This is a genomic window from Paenibacillus sp. BK033 (assembly GCF_004345425.1).
Classification (GTDB): domain Bacteria; phylum Bacillota; class Bacilli; order Paenibacillales; family Paenibacillaceae; genus Pristimantibacillus.
Genome location: NZ_SLVP01000006.1, coordinates 35,537 through 55,262, shown reverse-complemented (window position 1 = coordinate 55,262; position 19,726 = coordinate 35,537). Strand labels below are relative to the sequence as shown.

Genomic DNA, 19,726 nt, shown 5'->3' with positions numbered 1-19,726 from the left:
CACACGACAAAAAACGCTGTAAAGCTGGTCCACCGCCAGCCTTACAGCGTTTTTCCCTTCTTTAAGCTACATCCGCTGAGCCGCTCTTTTCCCTGCCCGCTTATAAATCGCGGCAACCGGATTGGAGCAGATGCGTCCCGCGTATTGATCAAACACCTCTGCAAGCACGTCATGCTGGAATTGCAGCTTAGCGCGTTTATAACCCTCGCGGACCAGCCTTTCGCGCAGCTGCGTATCGCTCGCCAGCTTTACAACGGCATCCGTGATCGCCATTATCGACTCAGGCTCCACAAGGAGCCCCGTCTCCCCGTCGAGCACCGCTTCCGAAGCTCCGCCTGAGCGCCCTGCAATGACCGGCACGCGGGCGGAAGCCGCCTCCAGATAGACGATGCCGAACCCTTCGGCGTCGCCCTTTTCCAGCTGCCGGCTTACCATTATGAACTGACTCGCCAGATTGTAATAATCGTTTAACCGCTCCGTGCCGTTTATCCCGCCCACGAACCGAACCTTTCCCGACACGCCGACCGTTCCGGCCAATTGCTCCAGTCTGCCCCGCTCCGGACCGTCTCCTACAATGACATAGACGGCATTCGGGATATGGCGCAAAATCGCGGGCATCGCTTCGATCACCTTGTCATGGCCTTTGCGCGTAACAAGCCGCCCTACCGACAGCAGCACATACTTCCCTTCCAGTCCGTGCTCCCGCCTTAGCTCCTCGTCAACCGCCTTTGGCTCGAATAAGCTTTCCACGCCGGGATGGACAATGCCGATTCTGCCGGGCTCCACCCCGTACTCCTCGACCAGGCGGCGGGTAAACTCGCTGTTGACCAGCACGCCGTCCGCCTTGCGCAGAATCAGCTTCACAATCTGATTAAGGCCGATATAACGACGGAACATCAGCATATCCATACCGTGGGCGGATATCATATAGCGGCGCCTGCCAAACACGCGGAATAACAAACCGATAAAGCCGATTAACACGTACCCGTACACCGTGATATCCGGTTCTTCGCTGCGCAGCGTTTTTTTCACCTGCCGAAACAGCCGTCCCCAGCTGAACACGTCGGCACGCTCCCCCCGCATAAACGCTCCCCTTAGGATCCGGTAAGGCTGACCCTCGTCAAAGGAAGCGCAATCCGGGTATTCAGGCGCGATAACGATCATTTCATGCTTCGTATGTTTGGACAGATTGTAATAGTAGTTCTGCATGCCTCCGACACCCGGCGGAAAAACACCCGCGACGAGCACGATCTTCCTACGTTTCATATACCTTCTCCCCTCGCGTCAGATAGCACACGCCACGTATAACCGCCCAGAACAGCAACTCCGCCATAATGTTCCAAAGCCGGGCAATAACCGAAATCTGGAGCGCCGTCTCCGTCCCTAGCTTCATGGACAGGAAATAGACCAGGAAGCCCTCCCTTACCCCGAGCCCGCCGGGCAGCGGACTTACAAGCCCAAGGAGCCAAGAGGTCGCGAACGTTCCCGCGGCGTAAAACAAACCTATCTTCCCTTTATCAAAGCTGTTGGTAAGAAGCCAAAAGGCGATGCCCATAACAAAATGGCTGGCCAAAAAGCATGCCAAATAAGCGAAAAACTGATTCCGCGTCAAGCTGACCTCGGAGCCGGCCATCTCCACGCCGCCAAACGACTTTGTCATTTTCCCGATCATCTTCCGAAGAAATTTCCACCGGGATGCGCGAACGAACAAGCCTTTGACCGCTACCGTCAGCGGATGGTAGAACAAATAAATTAGCGCAAACACGAGAACAAGCAGGAGCCCTACCCAGACAGGCACAATATGGAGGGTGACAATCAGCATCATGGCGTAGACGAGCGCCGCCGCAACGAGCAGAATGTTCTCGTACACAATGGCGGCGAATTGGGCATCCAGCGGCACCCCGGCTTTGGTCGCCATCACAATCCGTCCGGCCACGTTCCAGAAGCCTCCGGGAATGTACTTGCCGAACTGGGTTTCAATAAAAATACGGAGACCGCCCAGCATCGAAAGTCTCGCCCTGCCGCTGAAGCGGCCGGTATCGGATAAGGAGGCATTGACGATTAACACCCAAATACCGGCTTGAAGCATCAGAAAGATCGAGAATAAGAGCAGCGATAGGTAAAACCGGAAGTTCGCGTGCACCAGGAAGGACGTAAGATCTTCCAGCTTCAGCGGAATGTTGCGAACAATAAATACGACGATGATGGCCAAGACAGCGACCTTGAGCACCGTTGGCGCCAGCTTGCGGTACATCGGCAACCATCAACACCTCCTGACTATAGTTAAGCCATCTTTCCATTATAGGGATGTTCTGTCATCCGTGATTTATCTAGAATGCCGAATTTGGTAAAATCCATACCTTTTCCATGTAAAAATGAATAAACAAACAGCCGGCTGCGGAAGCAGCCAACCCTGCTTGACTGCCTTTTCCGCTGCCGATTAACCCAGTTCCCGAAGCTGCTTCTTAAAGCCCTGATGATCGCTGGAGTAGCCAAGCGCCCGGTAGAACTGATGAGCCTTCTCCCGGTAACCGCTGGACACAAAAATAATGTAACTGCACTCTCGTTCCTCAGCGAATTGCTCGAGCCGCTTCATCAGCATTTTTCCAACGCCACGGCCTCTATAATCAGGATTAACGACCACATTCTCCACAACGAGGAACGGACGGCAATTCCCGACAAGATCGTAACATTCAATCCCCATTGCGGTTCCAATCACCTGATCGCCGTCGCAAGCCGCCGCCAGAAAATAATGCGGATCCTCCGTCACAGTCGCGAGCATCCTGCCCATTGCCTCTATATTGGAACGAACCTCCATCAGCACCTCGAACAGCTTGGCCAAATCGAGAAGATCCCGTGGCCCCGCTTCCCGTATCGCAATCGTTGTCATATCCAATATCCTCCTGTCTTTCATTGCCGTAGTTCATTGTATCATTCGGTTAGAACAAAAACCGAATAGGCTTGCCGGTGATGTTATGCTTGCCTTAACCGGATGACATAACAAGAAAACCGCTGCCTTGGAGGCCAGCGGTTTTCTGCTCGTTTGGGATCTATTCAGCTGCACGCCAGCTGATCATTCTCGAGATGAACGCAAACGACACGATAATAAAGCCGATCAGGACGAACATATCCATGGTCACTGCGGGCGTCCAGCCTTTCGTGAGCATCTCCCGGAGCGCGGAGGCCGAATAGGTGGTCGGAAAAATAACCCCGATATACCTCAGAACCGGCGGCAGCTGGCTGGCTTCCATCATAACCGGCGACAAGAACCCGACAAACATCATTAACCCCTGCACAAGCATATTGGTCATCTGGTGATCCGGAGACCAGAATCCGATTCCCGCCCCTATGCCGACCATGCTCAATACGGCCAGCAGGAAGACCGGTATAAGTCCCCACTCGTAATGAAGCTTTATTCCGTACGCAAACTGCCCGATAAAAGCCATGATAATAACCGAAGGCATCGCCGTCATCAACCCGCGCACAAGCTGGGTAACGACAAAGATCGCTTTCGAGATGGGAAGAGAGGAGTAAAAGGTAAAGTAGCCCGCATGCTTCTGCCACGAGATCTCCTGTCCCAGCGCGTTAAATCCCATCATAATGATCGCGAATACGATATTGCCGACAATGACATTTACCATGATCTGACCCGAGGAAACCCCGTACATAAATTTCATGAACAACAGCGTGGTCAGCGGAAAGATCGTCGCCATAATAAAGATCCATATCCATTGCTCCCGCACGATGGCAACCTGGATCCGCAATAGGATGTACAGCTCGGTCCACATTCGTCCCTTTACAAAAGCAAGCGCATTAGCCAATGACGCTCCCCACCTTTTCCTCATGGATTACATATCCCGCAGCCTTCGCCTTCTGACTGTCGATATAGAGATAGACGTCCTCCAGATTGGGAGGAAGCATCGCATATTCGTCAATAGGCAGGTCGGTCGCATGAAACATCCAATCCAGCATCGTACCCGCCCGATTTTTGTCGATCAGAAGCCGAAGCCGGTTCTCGCCTGTCTGCTGGATATCGCCCCACTCCTCCATCCGCTTCATCAGATTAACCGCTTCCCCCTCAACAGCCGTCAGCTCCAGCTTCAGCCGCCCATCCACGCGCTGCTTCAGGTGAGAGACGCTGTCGATCTCCAGCAATCTTCCATAGTTGATAAAAGCAACGCGGTCTACCACCCGCTCCGCTTCCAGCACGTTATGGGTAACAAGAAGAATGGTAGCCCCTTGGCGGTTCCGCTCCACGATAATATCCCACACCAGCCGCCGGTTCAGAGGGTCAAGCTCGTTAGTCGGCTCATCAAGCACAAGAACGCGGGAATCGCCTATCATCGTTGTTCCGATTCCGACCATCCGTTTCTGTCCGCCGGACAGCTTCTTGAGCGGCCTGCCCGCGAGCTCCGCCATATTAAATCGCTCGAGCAGCTCCATCGTCTGCTTCTCTGCTTCCTTCTTCGGCAGGCCTCGAAGAATGCCGGTGAAAAGCAGCGCCTCTCTGGCCGTCAGCGCGCCAAGGGCATGCGGCTCTTGCGCGTAATAACCAAACTCCGAGGCTACCTTCTTGGCCTGCTTGAGCACATTAACCCCTGCGTACCGGACTTCGCCGGAGGTTGGGGCAAGCAGTCCGACGATCTGCTTGATCAACGTGCTTTTCCCGGCTCCGTTAGGCCCAAGCAATCCCAGAATCTCGCCTTCCCGAATGGAAAAGCTGATATCGATGTTCGCTTGCTTCTTCCCTTTCTTGTACACCTTGTTGACCTGGTCAATCTCGATTAAGTCCATCGGCATCCACCTCAAGCTTTCAAGATTATTAGGTTGCTGCAGGCGCAAACAGCTGCAAGCCTACCCGGCGCATCCCATCCCATACCGGAGAAGAAGGATCATCGGTGTTGACCAGCCCTACGCCTTGAATAAAGCAAAAATATCCCCACGCGACTTCATGCGCATCGTAAGACTGAAGCTGGCCGGCCGCCTGGCCTTCAGCAATCACCGCCGTCAGCCCCGCCGTATAGTCACTGGCGAACCGGTACATCGCTTCCGCTTCCTCCGGAAACCGTTGATGCTGCCCCAGCACGTACTGCACCAGCCGCAGAAAGGACGAGTTGCTTGCCGCAATCCGGATATGCACGTCAATCATGGACTTGATTCTGTCCAGCGGCGTTCCTTCCCCGTGCACGAAGGCAAGGAAGGGCTCGCGGAACCGCTCAAGCGGCTCCAGTACGGCGCAACGGAACAGCTCCTCCTTGCTGTCGAAATAGAGCAGAATCGTTGCCGCGCTTATTCCCAAGCTCTTGGCCAGCATAGCGAATGTGGTACCGGAGAAGCCATTCTCGGGAAAAGCAGTGACGGCAGTCTGTAAGATAAGCTCTCTTTTCTCTTGTCTGGCTTGCTCATTGACGGTCCTTGCCATGTTTGATTGTCCTTTCCTAATTAAATATATGAACGTTTATTTATATAATAATCATAATTCCTTAAATTGTAAATACATCCAGTTAAGGAATCGTAAAATGGTTACCCTTCTTATCCCATGCCTCCATGGATTCTAGAAAAAAATGTTCTCGGTTGCCCTCGTTTACTAGATATGTAAAACAAAAAAATACTATTTTTTTATACTATTATTTTTCGCGAGAATATCTGATTTCCTGTTATTCAAAGCTTCAGCACCTAATAATTTCGCCCTAAAATAAGTTATTCTCGCTTATCTTTTTTTTAATAGTCTTATTCCAAATTAAGGAACAGAAACGTTTGTCGAAAAATGGATATTACTAGAAAATTTCAAGTTGACGCTGTCGCCTGCCGTCATTTATAGTTATTTAGGACTAGTTAGGTGTCGAATCTAGCAGGGACTTTAATCCTAAATTTTGACACAAGCAGACTATAAGAACGGAAAGGAAGTGAGTCTATGTTGGCTCGATCATCGGCCTTTACAAGAATTGCCCTATTGCTTCTTGTATTGGGTGTCATGCTCGGAGTCACGCATCCAACTGCCACCAAAGCAGCGGTAAATGTGGTTGACATCAAGAGTAATGCAATGAATTTGGGAACTCCAACCCTGGTTTCCGGCACTGCCGGACAAGTAGGGGCCGTCTACAAGTATACGAATGTCATTACAAGAGACGGCATTACGGTTGATGCCAAAGTAACGATCAAGGGGGCTAGCGGGGCATCCTTGGCCGGAAACGTATTGGATAATCCGGGAACAGGCTTTGATGAGCGGTTTAATCCATGGGTTACAACCAGTCCCGGAAGCGGCTCATTGACCTTTCACTTTGATTTCATTGATCAGGCAACCGGCAATCCGGTTCAAATCAAGAACTTCTTTGTGACGGTCATCGATATTGACGGCAGCAGTTCCACCTCCAAGGAATTTGTCCAATTATCCGGCTTTGCGAGCTATTCTGTGAATAAAAACACACAGCTTGTCATAAGCTCGGCAACTGCCGGCAGAACGCAATTTGCAGGAAGAGGCTCCTCCCTTAATGGTACATCTTTTGAGGATACGGCTTCCGTAATCATCAATTACACCGCGCCAATAAACGGACTGGATCTTGTCGTTGGCAACACGAGCAATTTAAGCTCCCGTCAATTCTCGGTTAACTTCGGTGCCCCGGGCGGTACATTCAGCGATCCGAAGCAGGTAGACAACAGTTCTTCTCCAACTATCGATGTTTCTATTGACGACGGTGGAGACGGCAAACTGATTGCAGGCCAAGATAATATTAAAGTCGTTAATATTTCCGGATCCACCAATGCGGGCGCTGGACAGCCTGTCACCCTTACGGTGAAGGATTCTTCGGGCTCGGAACGGAATTACGCGGCAACCGTTGGACCCGACGGGAAGTATGCCACTCAGCTTGACTTCTCTGCTCTGAAATACGGAACCGTAACCGTATCGGCGGACACGGTCAGCTCCGACGGCAATCCGGCCAAGACGGCAACGGATACAACGGATAAAGTGAATACGGCACCAGTTGCCGAAGATGCCTCTTTCTCAGGAGACGAAGATACGACCTTTAACAAATCCCTGAGCGATAAAGGCAGCGATATCGACGGTGAAACCATCACCTTCTCCAGAGTAACAGGACCATCAAATGGTAGCTTGACTTTGAACCCGAACGGTTCTTTTACATACTCGCCTAACGCGAATTACAACGGTCCCGACAGCTTTACGTACAAAGTAAATGACGGATCTCTTGACTCTAATACAGCTACGGTTGATCTTACGGTAAAGCCGGTTAATGACGCGCCAGTCGCTTATGACTCCAGCATAAGCGCCGTGGAAAACACGCCGGTTGGCGGGACTGTGAATGGTTCGGATATAGACGGGGATCTGCTGCAGTATCTGGAACAGGATTTGCCGCAACATGGTACTTTAGCGCTCGATGCGATAGCGGGTTCATACACCTACACGCCTGATCAAGGTTTCGTTGGAATGGACAGCTTTACGTTCATTGCCAACGATGCCGAAGTGGGTTCGAACAAGGCAACTGTCACCATCAACGTAACAGCAGCTCCTAACGCTTCTCCAGTAGCCCAAGATGACAATAAAACTACAGATGAAGACACTCCGGTTACGGGTGCAGTAACTGCAACTGACGGAGACAATGACACTGTTACCTATTCTCTTGTCACGGCACCGGTTAACGGTACGGTCGTTCTGAATGCAGACGGCACTTACACGTATACGCCAAATGCAAACATCAATGGTACCGACAGCTTTACTTACAAAGCGAATGACGGCAAAGCCGACTCTAACGTCGCAACCGTTAATCTGACGATTAACGCTGTTAACGATGCACCTGCTGCGAACAATTCGAGCAAAACAACGGATGAAAATACGCCTGTCAACGGCAGCGTAACCGGGCAAGACGTAGAGAACAGCGCGCTGACTTATGTGCTTGATACGGCGCCTGTTCATGGTACGGTCGTCTTAAACAGCGATGGAACGTACACGTATACGCCAAACCCGAATTATTCCGGCTCGGACAGCCTCACCTTCAAGGCTTACGATGGCGTGCTCTACTCGGCTCCCGCTACCGTCAGCATCACGATTAATGAAGTAAATGAAGCTCCCGTTACTCAAAACGATACTCTGCAAACCGAGGAAGATAAATCCCTTAACGGCAGCGTTCATGCAACGGACGATGACGGTGATACCCTTCACTATTCGGTAGTCGGCCAACCTGCTCATGGCGACCTGACCCTGAACGGGGACGGCACGTTCACCTATACGCCGGATCCTAATTACAACGGCCCGGACAGCTTTACGTTTAAAGCTAACGATGGCACGGCTGATTCTGCGCCGGCAACGGTAGAGATTACGGTTACTGCCGTGAACGACGCGCCAACGGCATCGGATGATTCCAAAGTCGTTGAGTCCGGCTCCAGCGCGACGGGCGGCTTTAAGGCGAGCGATGTTGATGGCGATACCCTTACCTTCGCGGTTGTAACCCCGCCGGCGCATGGTACGGTTGTCATCAACAACGACGGTACTTACACGTACACGCCAGACGCTGGCTATGGCAGCACGGACAGCTTTACGTTCAAGGCCAATGACGGAAAACTTAATTCCAATACGGCTACCGTTACTTTAGCCGTTCGTCTTCTTGACGGCTGGGTTGGCGACCGTGCTGTTACGGATTCTTCCGAATGGACCGTAGCGCCTAACAAACCGCTGAAAATCTCGGCTATTACGGAAGTTACCGCAACGGCAGTTACGGCAACCTTTGACTTCGACGGTCCGGACAACGGAACGGATAACGATTCGGTTACGCTGACTTTGGCTAACGGCGATACTTACCAGACAGACGGATATAAGAAATGGGAAAACGTGCAGTATCGTCTTCCTTCAGAAGCAACAAGCAGCGCCCATGCGGTAACCTTCGCATCTTCGAAGGGGGACGAAGCATTGCCGGCCGAAGCGGCTTCCAAGCTTCAGAACAACAATTTTACCGTGATCCGCACCGTGTCCGTTGACGGAACGGTTCAAGATCGCAACAGCCAAGCTCCAATTGAAGGAGCTAAGGTAACCTTGTATGATCCAACGGGAACGAATAAAGTTGCCAACACAACAACGGATGCTTCCGGATACTACAAATTCCCTAATGTCCGTACCGAGCATTACCTGATTGTTGTGGAGAAGCAAGGCTATGCAACACGCAATCAAGTCATTAACGCTTTGCCTGGCTTAGCTGCTGAGACAACGATTCATCAGAACTTCGAGCTTGTGAAATACATCTTGAAGCTTAGCGCGAACCCTAGCTCCATCGTTGGTGACGGCCATACGATTTCGAAATTGACGGCCATTCTGACTGATATAGACGGCAAACCGCTCAAAGACGTCACGATTACCTTCTCCGCTTCGCTCGGAACCTTCCTTGGCGGTTCCCCAACCGCGGTGACGGATGCGGCTGGCAAAGCAACGATTGAATACCAATCTTCGAAGATTGAAGGCATTTTATCGCAAAGCGTTCCGGTAACGGCTACGGCTGATGACGTGGAACGCAGCATTTACGCGCAAGAGCAAATCATCATTACCTTTGAGCCGGCTTCCGTAACGGGCGTTGTAACGACAACGGATAACGGAACGCGTTCAATCGTTGCCGGCGCAGTCGTAAAAATCACAAAAGACTTTGACGGCGACGGCATTATCGACTTCGCGGCTGAAGCCATTACCGACGCAGACGGGAAGTACAGCATTGCCGTTCCACGCGGCGACGAAAAGTATGACATTGAAGTTATCAAGACCGTTCAAGTAGGCAGCCAGACCAAAGAAGTTTCCTTCAAGCAAACCGTTGAGGTTGGCGCGGTAAGCGGAAACCCGGGCGAAGTTTTCGAATCGACGAAAACCATTACCGGCCTCCTTACGCAAAAGCTTCCTACCGGTCAGAATGACACGCTTAAACAGGAATTCATGAATCAGGTCACCGTGAAGCTGATTGGTCCGGCACCGGATCATAAAGAATTTACCGCACCTTTGAAAGACGGCGTATTCAATATTCCTGGCCTTGAACGGAATACGGAATATCAGATTGCAATCATCTTCAAGGTTCCGGATTCAGAGCACGGCGGCTTCAAAGACATTATTATTAACGCATTGGACAATAACGGCACGCTTCCGACAATCAAGCTGGCAGCGAACGGCGAAATGAACATCCTTAACGAGCTCATTGACCCGTATGGCGACATTACCGACATCAACACCCATGCTGCCATTGACGGTGCAACCGTAAAGCTGTATTACGCAAACACGCCGCGCAATATTACAAACGGCAATACGCCTGGCACGGAAGTTAAGCTGCCTGAGATCGCAGGCTTTGCTCCAAGCGACAACGCGAACCCGCAGACAAGCAAAGACGGCGGTAAATACGCGTACATGGTTTATCCGACAACCGATTACTACATCGTTGCAACGGCTCCGGGCTACGTCACTTACACGAGCCCAACGATCCCTGTCGAGTATGCGATTGTCCGCCATGACATTCAGATGTCTAAGGCATCTGTTACGCCTGCCGGCAAGCCTAACGTCGTTGTTAACGTATCCGTTGACAAGGACAGACAAGTAGAAGGAACAGCAGGCAAAGTTAAAGTGGAGTACCTGAACAACGGTACGAAACAAGCTACCGGTGCTACTGTGACGTTAACCCTCCCTGAGGGCACCACGGTAACAAGTGCAGACGGAGGCAAGGTAGAAGGCAATAAAGTGACTTGGAATGTCGGGGATCTCAACGTCGGAGATAAAGGCGTACGCAATGTGGAAGTGAAGTACCCTTCGATCAATGTGACCGAGCTTCTCGTAACGATTTCCGCGGAAGGCAAAGCAAGCCAAGAGCTGCTGAATCCTGAAGCGGCAAAAGCATCCGTGAAAGTATTGCTCTTCTCCACCGGAGACGAAACCGTGACGCATCAGCGTTATATTCTCGGCTTCCCGGACGGCAAGTTCAAGCCTAGCCAGAAGCTGACCCGCGCGGAGCTAGCGGCCATTATCGCACGCCTCCTGAACGGCGGCTCGACAACGCTGAAAGCCGAATTCAAGGATGTGCCTTCTACCCAATGGGCAAGCGGTTATATCCGGATCGTCACGGACAGCGGTATCTTTAAAGGCTTTGCAGACGGCACCTTCCGTCCGAACCAGCCTGTAACGCGCGAGGAATTGGCTACAGTCATGGTACGTTACCTGAAGCTGGAGACCTCAATGCCAATCACTCCGCAATTCGGAGACAGCGAAGGACGCTGGTCCTCCTCGGCAATCGAGGCATTGTTCCGCAACGGCCTGACAACGGGTTATCCGGATGGTACGTTCCAACCGGGCAAAGACATCGTTCGCCTTGAAGCCGTAACGCTGATCAACCGCCTTCTGTACAGAGGCCCGCTGACTGACGTAGAACCATCCTTCCCGGATGTTGCGAAGAGCAACTGGGCGTTTGGTCAAGTCGAAGAAGCAACAAGAAGCCACGAAGCAACGCGCACTTCGGACGGCAACGAGCATTTCGTTAAAGCAATCGACGACAATGTAAAGTAAATTCGTATGGCCGGCATTCCTTGATGGAATGCCGGCCTTTTTTACGGTAAAAACGTATTCACCTCATTTCTAGAAAAACGCCCAGCAATGCAGCTAAAACAGGCAAACAAGGATACCAGCTTTCGTTAGTCTGCTGAATTATTCGATGAATTAAGAATATGACGTTTCGTTAGCCAATACGAAAAAGAGGCGGTTACTTTGCAGCCGCCAGATCCGCATTGTACTTGGACACGTATTGCTCGGCTACGTCTTCTTGCGTGGACGATTTCGCTTCTGATGAAGTGCGGAAAAGCCATCTCCGGCACTCTCCCCTCAATATAATTACGAAAAAGCCGGTCAACCCCGCAAAGGGCTAACCGGCTATAATCATCTACTGCTTATCCTTTTGTCCGGAACATCAAGTAGAGGAAATACGGAGCTCCAATCACCGCAACAACGATACCCGTCGGAATCTCCGACGGCTGCAAAATCCATCTGCCGATCGTATCGGCCACAAGCACCAGCAGTCCCCCTGCAAGCGCCGTTGCGGGAAGAAGGATCTGATAACGCTGTCCGACCAGCCTTCTGGCCAAATGCGGCGCGATCAGCCCGACGAATCCGATGCTGCCGCTTACGGCGACGCAGGAGCTTGCCAGGCCAACGGCAGCCGCCAGAAGCCAGATCTGCTGCTTGGCCACTGCCGCGCCTAGCCCCGTCGCGAGCGGAGCGCCAAGGTTAAGGACATTAATCGTCTGCGACTTGAAATAGACGAATGGCAGCAGCACGACGATAAACGGCAGAAGGGCCGTCACATAGTTCCAGTCCTTGCTCCAGATACTGCCGGCTGTCCATGTCGCCACGAATTGATACTGCTCCGGATTAATCCGCAAGGAGACCAAAATGGTCACGGCCGAGAAGCCCGAGCTGATCGCTACCCCGTTCAGCACAAGCCGGTTCGAGGACAGTCCCTTGTGCTTGCGGTACGAGATAACGAAGACCAGCAAGGCGGCAACGCCGCCTCCCAGCCATGCCAGAATCGGAAGCATATAAGCCGGCGCTGAAGCCGGAGAAGAATAGAACGCTACATAGAGCAGAATTACCATGCCCGCGCCGGAGTTGATTCCGATAATGCCTGGATCGGCCAGCGCATTTCGGGTCAATGCCTGCAGTACGGCGCCGGATACAGCCAGCCCCATGCCTATCAGAATGGAGATGATAATGCGGGGAAGCCGGAAATCGAACAACACCAGATGCTGCTGGGCGGTTCCGAAGCCAAATAGCGTTTTAACCACGTCAAGCGGCGACATCCGGATAACCCCGGTGTTCATGCTAATTAGAAAGGCTGCAAGAATGCCGATTAGCATAATGAAAATAACAAGAGTATTGCGTCGTTTTCCGCGTATTTCGGATAGAGAAATCGTCGTCCCTTTCATCGCTTACAGCTCCCTCCTTTCCTTATTGGCAAGGTACAGGAAGAACGGAACGCCAATTAACGCAATCATGGTGCCGATAGGCGTCTCATACGGAGGATGGACGGTTCTTGCCGCCAAATCCGCAAGGACAACAAGCAAAGCGCCAAGCACGGCCGAGGTTGGAATAATCCATTTATAATCAACGCCTACCAGCTTGCGGGCCACATGCGGTACCAGAAGGCCGATGAACGATACCGCCCCGGCCACCGACACGGCCGAGCCGGCCAGCATCACAACGATGATGACGCCGGCCAGCTTAACAGGACCCGTCCGCAGGCCAAGACCTTTGGATACCTCTTCGCCAAGGCTCAGCATCGTGATGGAACGGGACAGAGTCATCGCCGCGATAAGCGCAACGCCTACCCATGGAAACATAATCTTCAGCTGTTCCCAGCGGATACCGGCAACCCCTCCGGCATACCAGAAGGCAAGCTCCTGGCCAATGCGGAAATACAGCGCAACCCCTTCGCTTAATGCGGTTAGCAAGGCGGACAACGTTACGCCCGCGAGCACCATCCGCATTGGCGTCAGCCCGCCGCGCACGGACGCTCCTAAAGCGACAACGATAACGGTGCTGACCGCCGCGCCAAGGAAAGAGAATAGAATATGATAGGGATACGAAAGGCCGGGAGCAAAAGCAAAGCATAAGGCAAGGGCAAAGCCCGCGCCGGAGTTCAGCCCCAAAAGTCCGGAGTCCGCAAGCGGGTTACGCGTCATGCCCTGCATAATCGCGCCCGCAACCGCAAACGCGCTGCCCACCAGCATGCAGCCCAACACCCGCGGCAAACGGAGTTCCCGAATAACCTGATGCTCTTTCAAATCGGGATTAAAATGAATGACCGCTTCCCACACCGTCAGGAATTTGATGTCCATCGCGCCAAAGGATACCGACAAGCCTAACGCAAGCACCAGCGCGGCAAGACCGCAAAGAATGATAAGAATCGCGGTAATCGGCCGGGAATATAGTTGTTCAACCTCCCGGCCTGTTGAGGCAGGTTCGGTTTCCAATTGCGAGTTATGCAGCCTAGAGTTATCAGCCATAATGTCTTATCTCCGCTCCAACATGTTTTTCGATCACTTCAATAACGGAAAAAAAGGGAGCAGCAGCTCCCTCCATTCCTACTACTCATTATTTCACAAGATCTTTCAGTACGTTATCGATCATTTGGGAGCTTGCTACAGGACCGTAGTACAACCAGCTGGACGCTCCTTCATATTCGTATACATGGCCGTTCTTAACAGCCGGAATGGATTGCCAGATTGGATCCTTCAACGCTTCCGCTCCGGTGCCCTTGTCGCTGTTGATGAGAATCAGATGGTCGGCGTCCAGGTCGGCAAGCTTCTCAAGGGAAATTTCATTCCAGCTGCCCGTTCCCGTAGCGGAGATTTCTTTCACGACATTCGGCACTTTCAGACCGAGATCATTGTAGAGAACCGCGCCGCTCGAAAGCTTATCGCTAACCACGTAGAATTTGTTTGCCACAAGCCAGATAGCTGCAACGGATTGATCCGGAATAGCCGCTTGCAGTTTCGTCTTCGCATCCGCCGCTTTCGCGTCGTAATCGTCAAGCACCTTTTGGGCTTGATCCTTCTTCTGCAGAACCTCGCCGATTTTCAGCAGAGCTTTGCGCCAGTCGCTGTTCACTTCATCGCCAAGGACGAAGGTTGGAGCAATCTTCGCGTATTGATCGTATTTGCCTCCGTCAACCGTGCTATTCGAGCCAAGGATCAGCAGGTCCGGCGTGAAGCTTGTTACGGCTTCGAACGGAAGATCGTAAGAGATGGTGGGAATGTCTTTCAAATCGCCCTGCAGGTAATCCTGGATACCGTTAGGCACGCTCCATTGGGCAACCGGCTTCACGCCAAGGGCAACCAGGTAATCTTCCAGGTAGGAAGCGATAATTCGCTGCGGGTTAGCCGGAATCGTAACCTCGTGGCCCATGCCGTCCGTCAGCTTTTGCTCCGTTGGCGCCGCTGCCGTCTCCGGCGATGGCGATGCGCTTTCCGTTGCCGCCGCGTTGTTTGCATTGCCGTTATTTTCTTTATTCCCTCCGCATGCCGCAAGCATAAGCGAAAGAGACATTACACTCAGAAGCACTACAACTAGTTTCTTGCCTTTTCCAAACACAAATACGTCCCCCTAATAAGCTGCTAGGCTGTAATCTCGTTAATTGACTAAAGTGATGATAACAATTCTCATTATCAAAGTCAATCCTTAATTATAAGAAGATACCCGATTCTCCCTCCGCACCGCAAACAACAAAACCTCTAACCTGGACCTTTGAAAACGGCCGAGTCTAGAGGTTTCGTTATCATGCCCAATGGAGTTTAAACTTATTCCTTCACGGCGCCGAACACGACGCCTTTCACGAGGAAGCATTGGAGAAACGGATACACAATCAGTATCGGATGCAGCGAGATCGGCAGATAGACGGAGACGCAAGCCCAATAACAAGCATTATAAGAGCAGGCTTATAAATTCTTAGAAATTAAAAAGGACGGCTCGAGAATGATCCCGATGCCGTCCTTTCCTTTAGTATCGCGGCAATGCCGCAACGGATGCCCGGAAATCCGGTCTTCCGTCCTCCGTCCACTTCAGCTCCGTCACAAAGGTATGACGGTTCGGGTCGTACAGCGGATCGCCTATAATCTCCTTGTACGTTCTGGCGTGGAAAACAAACATCGCGGTTGTGCCGTCCTCCGCTACCGTAAAGTTATTGTGGCCTGGACCGTACAAGCCAAGCAGCTCATCGGTTGTCAGCACCGGCACCGGGGATTTGTCCCATGAAGCCGCCTCAAGCAAATCCGCGTCCGCAGATGCTTCAAGGAGCCCGATGCAGTAGTTAAAGTCAGTCGCGCTTGCGGAGTAAGACAAGAAGACGCGATCCCCCTTGCGGATAAAGGCTGCCCCCTCGTTAACTTTAAAGCCGATTCTTTCCCAGTCCAGATCAGGGACGGATATCATCGTCTGCTTGCCGGTAAGCGTCCACGGATTGCTCATTTTCGAAATATACAGATTGGAGTTCCCTTCGATTCCCGGATCCTTCTGCGCCCAGACGTAATACCGTTCGCCGTTATGCTCGAAGGTTGTGGCATCCAGCGAGAAGCTTTCCCAAGCCGCGCGAACCTGCCCCTTTTCCACCCACTCGCCCTTCAGCGGGTCGGCATCGCCGCACTCCAGAACAAACATCCGGTGGTCGAACAGGCCTTCGTTCGTCTCCGAAGTATGCGCCGCCGCAAAATAGACGTACCATTTGCCATCGATGAAATGCAGCTCCGGCGCCCAAATATTCGCGCTTAGCAGCCCTGTCTCGTGCTTTCTCCAAACAACGGCCGGCACAGCATCCGTAAGTCCCTGAATCGTATCTGCCCTGCGAATCTCGATCCGGTCGTATTCCGGTACCGAGGCAACAAAGTAATAGCAGCCATCCGTATGCCTGTAAATAAAAGGATCCGCTCTCTGTTCGATTAGTGGTTTAACTCCGTTAATTTCCGATTGCTGGACTCCCATCCTGTCACCTGCTTCTATTCGTATTTGTCATTAGCCTTTCACGCCACCCACGGTTAAGCCGGAGACGAAATAGCGCTGGAAGAAAATAAAGACGATCATAATCGGTACAATCGCCAGCACGGAGCCGGCAATAAGGATATCGTAGTTGTTGCCGTAAGGCGTCACGAGACTGGACAAGCCGATTGGCAGCGTCAGCTTCTCTCCCGAGTTCAGGACGATCAGCGGCCAGACGAAGCTGTTCCAGCTGGCGAGTGCCTGCACGATAATCATCGCGCCAAACGCGGGCGTCATAAGCGGAACGAAGATTTTGAAGAAAATGCCGTACTCCGAGCAGCCGTCGATTCTACCCGCATCCATGAAATCCTTCGGCAGCCCCGCCGCGTATTGACGGAAGAAGAAGATCGGCAGCGGCGATACCACAAACGGCAGGATCACCCCGCTGAACGTATTGATCAGGTTCATCGCGATCATCTGCTTGTACAGCGGCAGCATAATGATCTCGACCGGCACCATCATGACCAGAAGGACAAACAGAAAGATAATATTGCGGCCCCTGAAACGGTACATCGCCAGCCCATATCCAACCATGGAGGAGAGCAGCATGCAGAAGACGGTATAGACGACGGTAACGATCAAGCTGTTTTTATACCAGATCAGGTATTTCTCCGCCCCGCTCGAGAAGATAAACGAATAGTTGTGGAAGGACAACAGCTCCGGCTGCAGACGAATGTTAAGCCCGAAGCGAAGCAATTCCTTTGACGGCTTAAACGAAGCGAGCAGCAGGCTGTAGAAAGGAAAGACCGACAAGGCCGCAAACAGAATGAATAAGGCAAGCAAAAGCCAGGTTTGAGGACGATTCCATTTGGTGCTCATGTTCAATCCTCCTTCCTAAACAGTCCGAATAAACGAAGTTGTATAACATTGAGGACCATCGTAAGCAGCAGCAGGATCATCCCGATTGCCGAACCGAGCCCAAGCTCGTTCTTTTCGATTCCGCTGCGGTATAACAATCCGATCATGGTCAGGCCAATATCGTTTGGCGAATGGTTGCCGCTCCATAGAATGAAGCTTTCCGTAAACATCGAGTACCCGCCGTAAATGCTGATCGTAATGACATAGATCGCAATCGGTTTGAGCAGCGGCAGCGTAATGCGCCAGAATTTATTCCAGGTATTCGCCCCGTCGATGCTTGCCGATTCGTATAGCTCGCTTGGAATGGACTGCAAGGCCGACATGAAGTAGATGATGTTGATGCCCAAATATCGCCACGTCGCCAGGATGACCAGTACGAGCATACCCGATGCGCTGCTGCCGAGCCAATTGATGGTCTCGAGGCCAAAGGCATGACGGAACGTATTCATGACGGAATTGTCCAACGAGCCGAATACGAGCCGAAACACAATGCCCGCTACGACTACCGAAGTCAAAGCCGGCAGGAACAGGGTCGAACGGAAAAACGCGCTCCACTTCATCAGCTTCGAGTTAAGGAATACCGCCAGCACAAGCGGCAGCGGAATGAGGACCAGAATCGTCCAGAATGTGTATTTCGAGCTGTTCCAAAGCGCGGTATAAAAGGAATCGTCCCATAGATTCCTGTAGTTGTCTAAGCCAATGAAATGGGTCTCGCCCGGCAGTACTTCCTGAAAGCTCATAATGAAGGTCGATATAACCGGATAGACGAAAAAGATCGCTAACGAAAGCACAAACGGCAGCACAAAAACATAAGGGGCGACTCGCTGATTGTATAGAAGCTTTTTCATTTGGACGCTCGCTCCTTCCTGTCAGGATTACTTCGCTGAAGGCCCGCCATGCAAGGGGTCCTTCAGCGAAGCGGTGAAGCTTGTTTTTCTGATGGACTGTTATCTCGCTTCTACTTAATGCTAGACGCTGCGTCGTCCAATACTTGCTTCGGATCCTTCAGATCGTTAAGCGCCTGGAACATCGCTTTTGTCTTGATCACATCGGATACCGCAGGAGTTTTCTCTTTGATATTGGTTGGCGCGATTTCGTCCTTCAGGCTGCTAAGGAACGTAAAGATATCCTTGCCGAAGTAATCGGTGTATTTGTTCGACTCGTTCATAGCCGGATCCGTCCAAGCGTCCGTGCGGATCGGGTCAAAGCCAAGCTGCTTCCAGATCTCGATGTTGCCTTCTTTCGATACTTTCGCAAACTCGAGGAATTTCTTCACGAGCTCCTGATTTTTGGATTGGTTCGTAATGACGGTACCCGTACCGCCCATACCGGAGGAACGCATTTCGCCTTGTTTGAATACAGGCATTGGTTTGATGATGATTTTGCCCTTCAGGTCAGGCATGTAATCCGTAAAGCGGCCCATGTACCACATCGGCATCCAGATTGAAGCAGCGCCTCCGCCGTTCATAAAGCCATAGTATTCTTCCGAGTGATGGAAGCCGCCCGGTGCTACAACGGCTACCTTTTCTTTAACGAGCTTTTGCAGATAAGTCAGCACTTCCACATTCGCCTGATCGTTAAGCGTTACATTGCCGTCTTTATCGAGGAAGTCGGAGCCGTGCTGTACAACGAGCGGCCAGTACGACCATTGGTCCGTTGTTTCAACGGTAGCCATCGGCTTGCCTGTTTTCTCAAGCACTTGCTTGCCTGCTGCTTCGTAATCATCCCAAGTGATGATTTTGTCGGCATCTACGCCTGCTTTATCGAGAATTTCTTTATTGTAGTAAATGACCTCCGCGCCTACGTGGTAGTCAATGCCGTAGTATTGGCCATCCTTCGCGTAGTTGTCGAGGCGGGACATGACGAGATTGTCTTTATTCGGCTCTACGATGTCGTTAAGCGGTACAAGCTGCGGCTCGCCTTTGAGGAAGTTTCCGATTTTGCTGATCTCGATGTCGGCCATGTCCGGCGCGCCTTTGCCGGATTGCAGCGCAACCTGCAGTTTGTTGTGGTTATCGTCGTACGGGAATGTCGTCGCTACCAGCTTAATTTTTTCTTCCGGATGAGCCTCATTCCATTTGTCTGCCATGCTTTCGAAAAATTGCTGGTGAAGCTCGTTAAAAGTCCAAAAAACAACCTTCGTTGCTTTGCCCGAAGAGTTGCCGGAGCTGCACGCGGATAAGACCAACATGAGTGCCAAAGCCAAGGTTGCTGTAACCGTAATCCCTTTTTTCATTTGACGTTTCCCCCTCACATATTGGTTAAGCTTTTGATACCAGAACCATTGTAAGCGCTTCACAATTTGATTATAATAGGCGT

The 19,726-nt window shown here is 51.8% G+C and carries 14 protein-coding genes; 1 reads left to right on the top strand and 13 read right to left on the bottom strand.

Annotation, left to right across the window (positions count from 1 at the left end; translation table 11 throughout):
- Window positions 1-66: 66 nt before the first annotated feature.
- The 6 genes from EV294_RS19845 to EV294_RS19820 all read right to left on the bottom strand — a co-directional run bounded on the left by EV294_RS19845 (window position 67) and on the right by EV294_RS19820 (window position 5,422).
- Window positions 67-1,266: a glycosyltransferase family 4 protein gene (locus tag EV294_RS19845; protein ID WP_132309932.1), complete on the bottom strand. Its 1,200-nt coding sequence runs from the start codon at window positions 1,264-1,266 to the stop codon at window positions 67-69.
- On the bottom strand, window positions 1,256-2,254 hold the full coding sequence (locus EV294_RS19840; protein ID WP_243711736.1) for a lysylphosphatidylglycerol synthase domain-containing protein: 999 nt from the start codon (window positions 2,252-2,254) through the stop codon (window positions 1,256-1,258). Before EV294_RS19840 ends, EV294_RS19845 begins: the two co-directional genes overlap by 11 nt.
- A gap of 186 nt (window positions 2,255-2,440) precedes the next feature.
- Complete coding sequence (locus EV294_RS19835) at window positions 2,441-2,890, bottom strand: GNAT family N-acetyltransferase (RefSeq protein WP_132309928.1); 450 nt, start codon at window positions 2,888-2,890, stop codon at window positions 2,441-2,443.
- Between the two features lie 160 nt (window positions 2,891-3,050).
- Complete coding sequence (locus EV294_RS19830) at window positions 3,051-3,845, bottom strand: ABC transporter permease (protein WP_165930754.1); 795 nt, start codon at window positions 3,843-3,845, stop codon at window positions 3,051-3,053.
- Window positions 3,814-4,794, bottom strand: a complete 981-nt coding sequence (locus EV294_RS19825) for an ABC transporter ATP-binding protein (RefSeq protein WP_132309926.1) — start codon at window positions 4,792-4,794, stop codon at window positions 3,814-3,816. The genes EV294_RS19830 and EV294_RS19825 overlap by 32 nt, the downstream gene beginning before the upstream one ends.
- A 28-nt stretch (window positions 4,795-4,822) precedes the next feature.
- Complete coding sequence (locus EV294_RS19820) at window positions 4,823-5,422, bottom strand: TetR/AcrR family transcriptional regulator (protein ID WP_132309924.1); 600 nt, start codon at window positions 5,420-5,422, stop codon at window positions 4,823-4,825.
- A 492-nt stretch (window positions 5,423-5,914) separates the two neighbouring features.
- Between EV294_RS19820 and EV294_RS19815 the strand changes: the two genes are divergently transcribed.
- On the top strand, window positions 5,915-11,533 hold the full coding sequence (locus tag EV294_RS19815) for an Ig-like domain-containing protein (protein WP_132309922.1): 5,619 nt from the start codon (window positions 5,915-5,917) through the stop codon (window positions 11,531-11,533).
- A gap of 377 nt (window positions 11,534-11,910) precedes the next feature.
- Here the strand turns inward: EV294_RS19815 and EV294_RS19810 are convergent, their stop codons facing one another.
- The 7 genes from EV294_RS19810 to EV294_RS19780 all read right to left on the bottom strand — a co-directional run bounded on the left by EV294_RS19810 (window position 11,911) and on the right by EV294_RS19780 (window position 19,643).
- On the bottom strand, window positions 11,911-12,945 hold the full coding sequence (locus EV294_RS19810; protein ID WP_132309920.1) for a FecCD family ABC transporter permease: 1,035 nt from the start codon (window positions 12,943-12,945) through the stop codon (window positions 11,911-11,913).
- Window positions 12,946-12,948: 3 nt separating this feature from the next.
- Window positions 12,949-14,025, bottom strand: a complete 1,077-nt coding sequence (locus tag EV294_RS19805) for a FecCD family ABC transporter permease (RefSeq protein ID WP_243711725.1) — start codon at window positions 14,023-14,025, stop codon at window positions 12,949-12,951.
- Between the two features lie 88 nt (window positions 14,026-14,113).
- Window positions 14,114-15,112 carry an ABC transporter substrate-binding protein gene (locus tag EV294_RS19800; RefSeq protein ID WP_243711724.1) on the bottom strand — a complete coding sequence of 333 codons (999 nt, stop codon included), beginning with the start codon at window positions 15,110-15,112 and terminating at the stop codon, window positions 14,114-14,116.
- A gap of 405 nt (window positions 15,113-15,517) precedes the next feature.
- Entirely contained in the window at window positions 15,518-16,495 is a 978-nt protein-coding gene (locus EV294_RS19795) for a glycoside hydrolase family 43 protein (RefSeq protein ID WP_132309918.1), read from the bottom strand.
- A gap of 30 nt (window positions 16,496-16,525) precedes the next feature.
- Window positions 16,526-17,368 carry a carbohydrate ABC transporter permease gene (locus EV294_RS19790; RefSeq protein ID WP_132309916.1) on the bottom strand — a complete coding sequence of 281 codons (843 nt, stop codon included), beginning with the start codon at window positions 17,366-17,368 and terminating at the stop codon, window positions 16,526-16,528.
- A gap of 2 nt (window positions 17,369-17,370) precedes the next feature.
- Window positions 17,371-18,255 (bottom strand): carbohydrate ABC transporter permease, encoded by an 885-nt coding sequence (locus tag EV294_RS19785; RefSeq protein WP_132309914.1) that lies wholly within the window; start codon window positions 18,253-18,255, stop codon window positions 17,371-17,373.
- A gap of 110 nt (window positions 18,256-18,365) precedes the next feature.
- Window positions 18,366-19,643, bottom strand: a complete 1,278-nt coding sequence (locus tag EV294_RS19780) for an ABC transporter substrate-binding protein (RefSeq protein WP_132309912.1) — start codon at window positions 19,641-19,643, stop codon at window positions 18,366-18,368.
- Window positions 19,644-19,726: the final 83 nt, after the last annotated feature.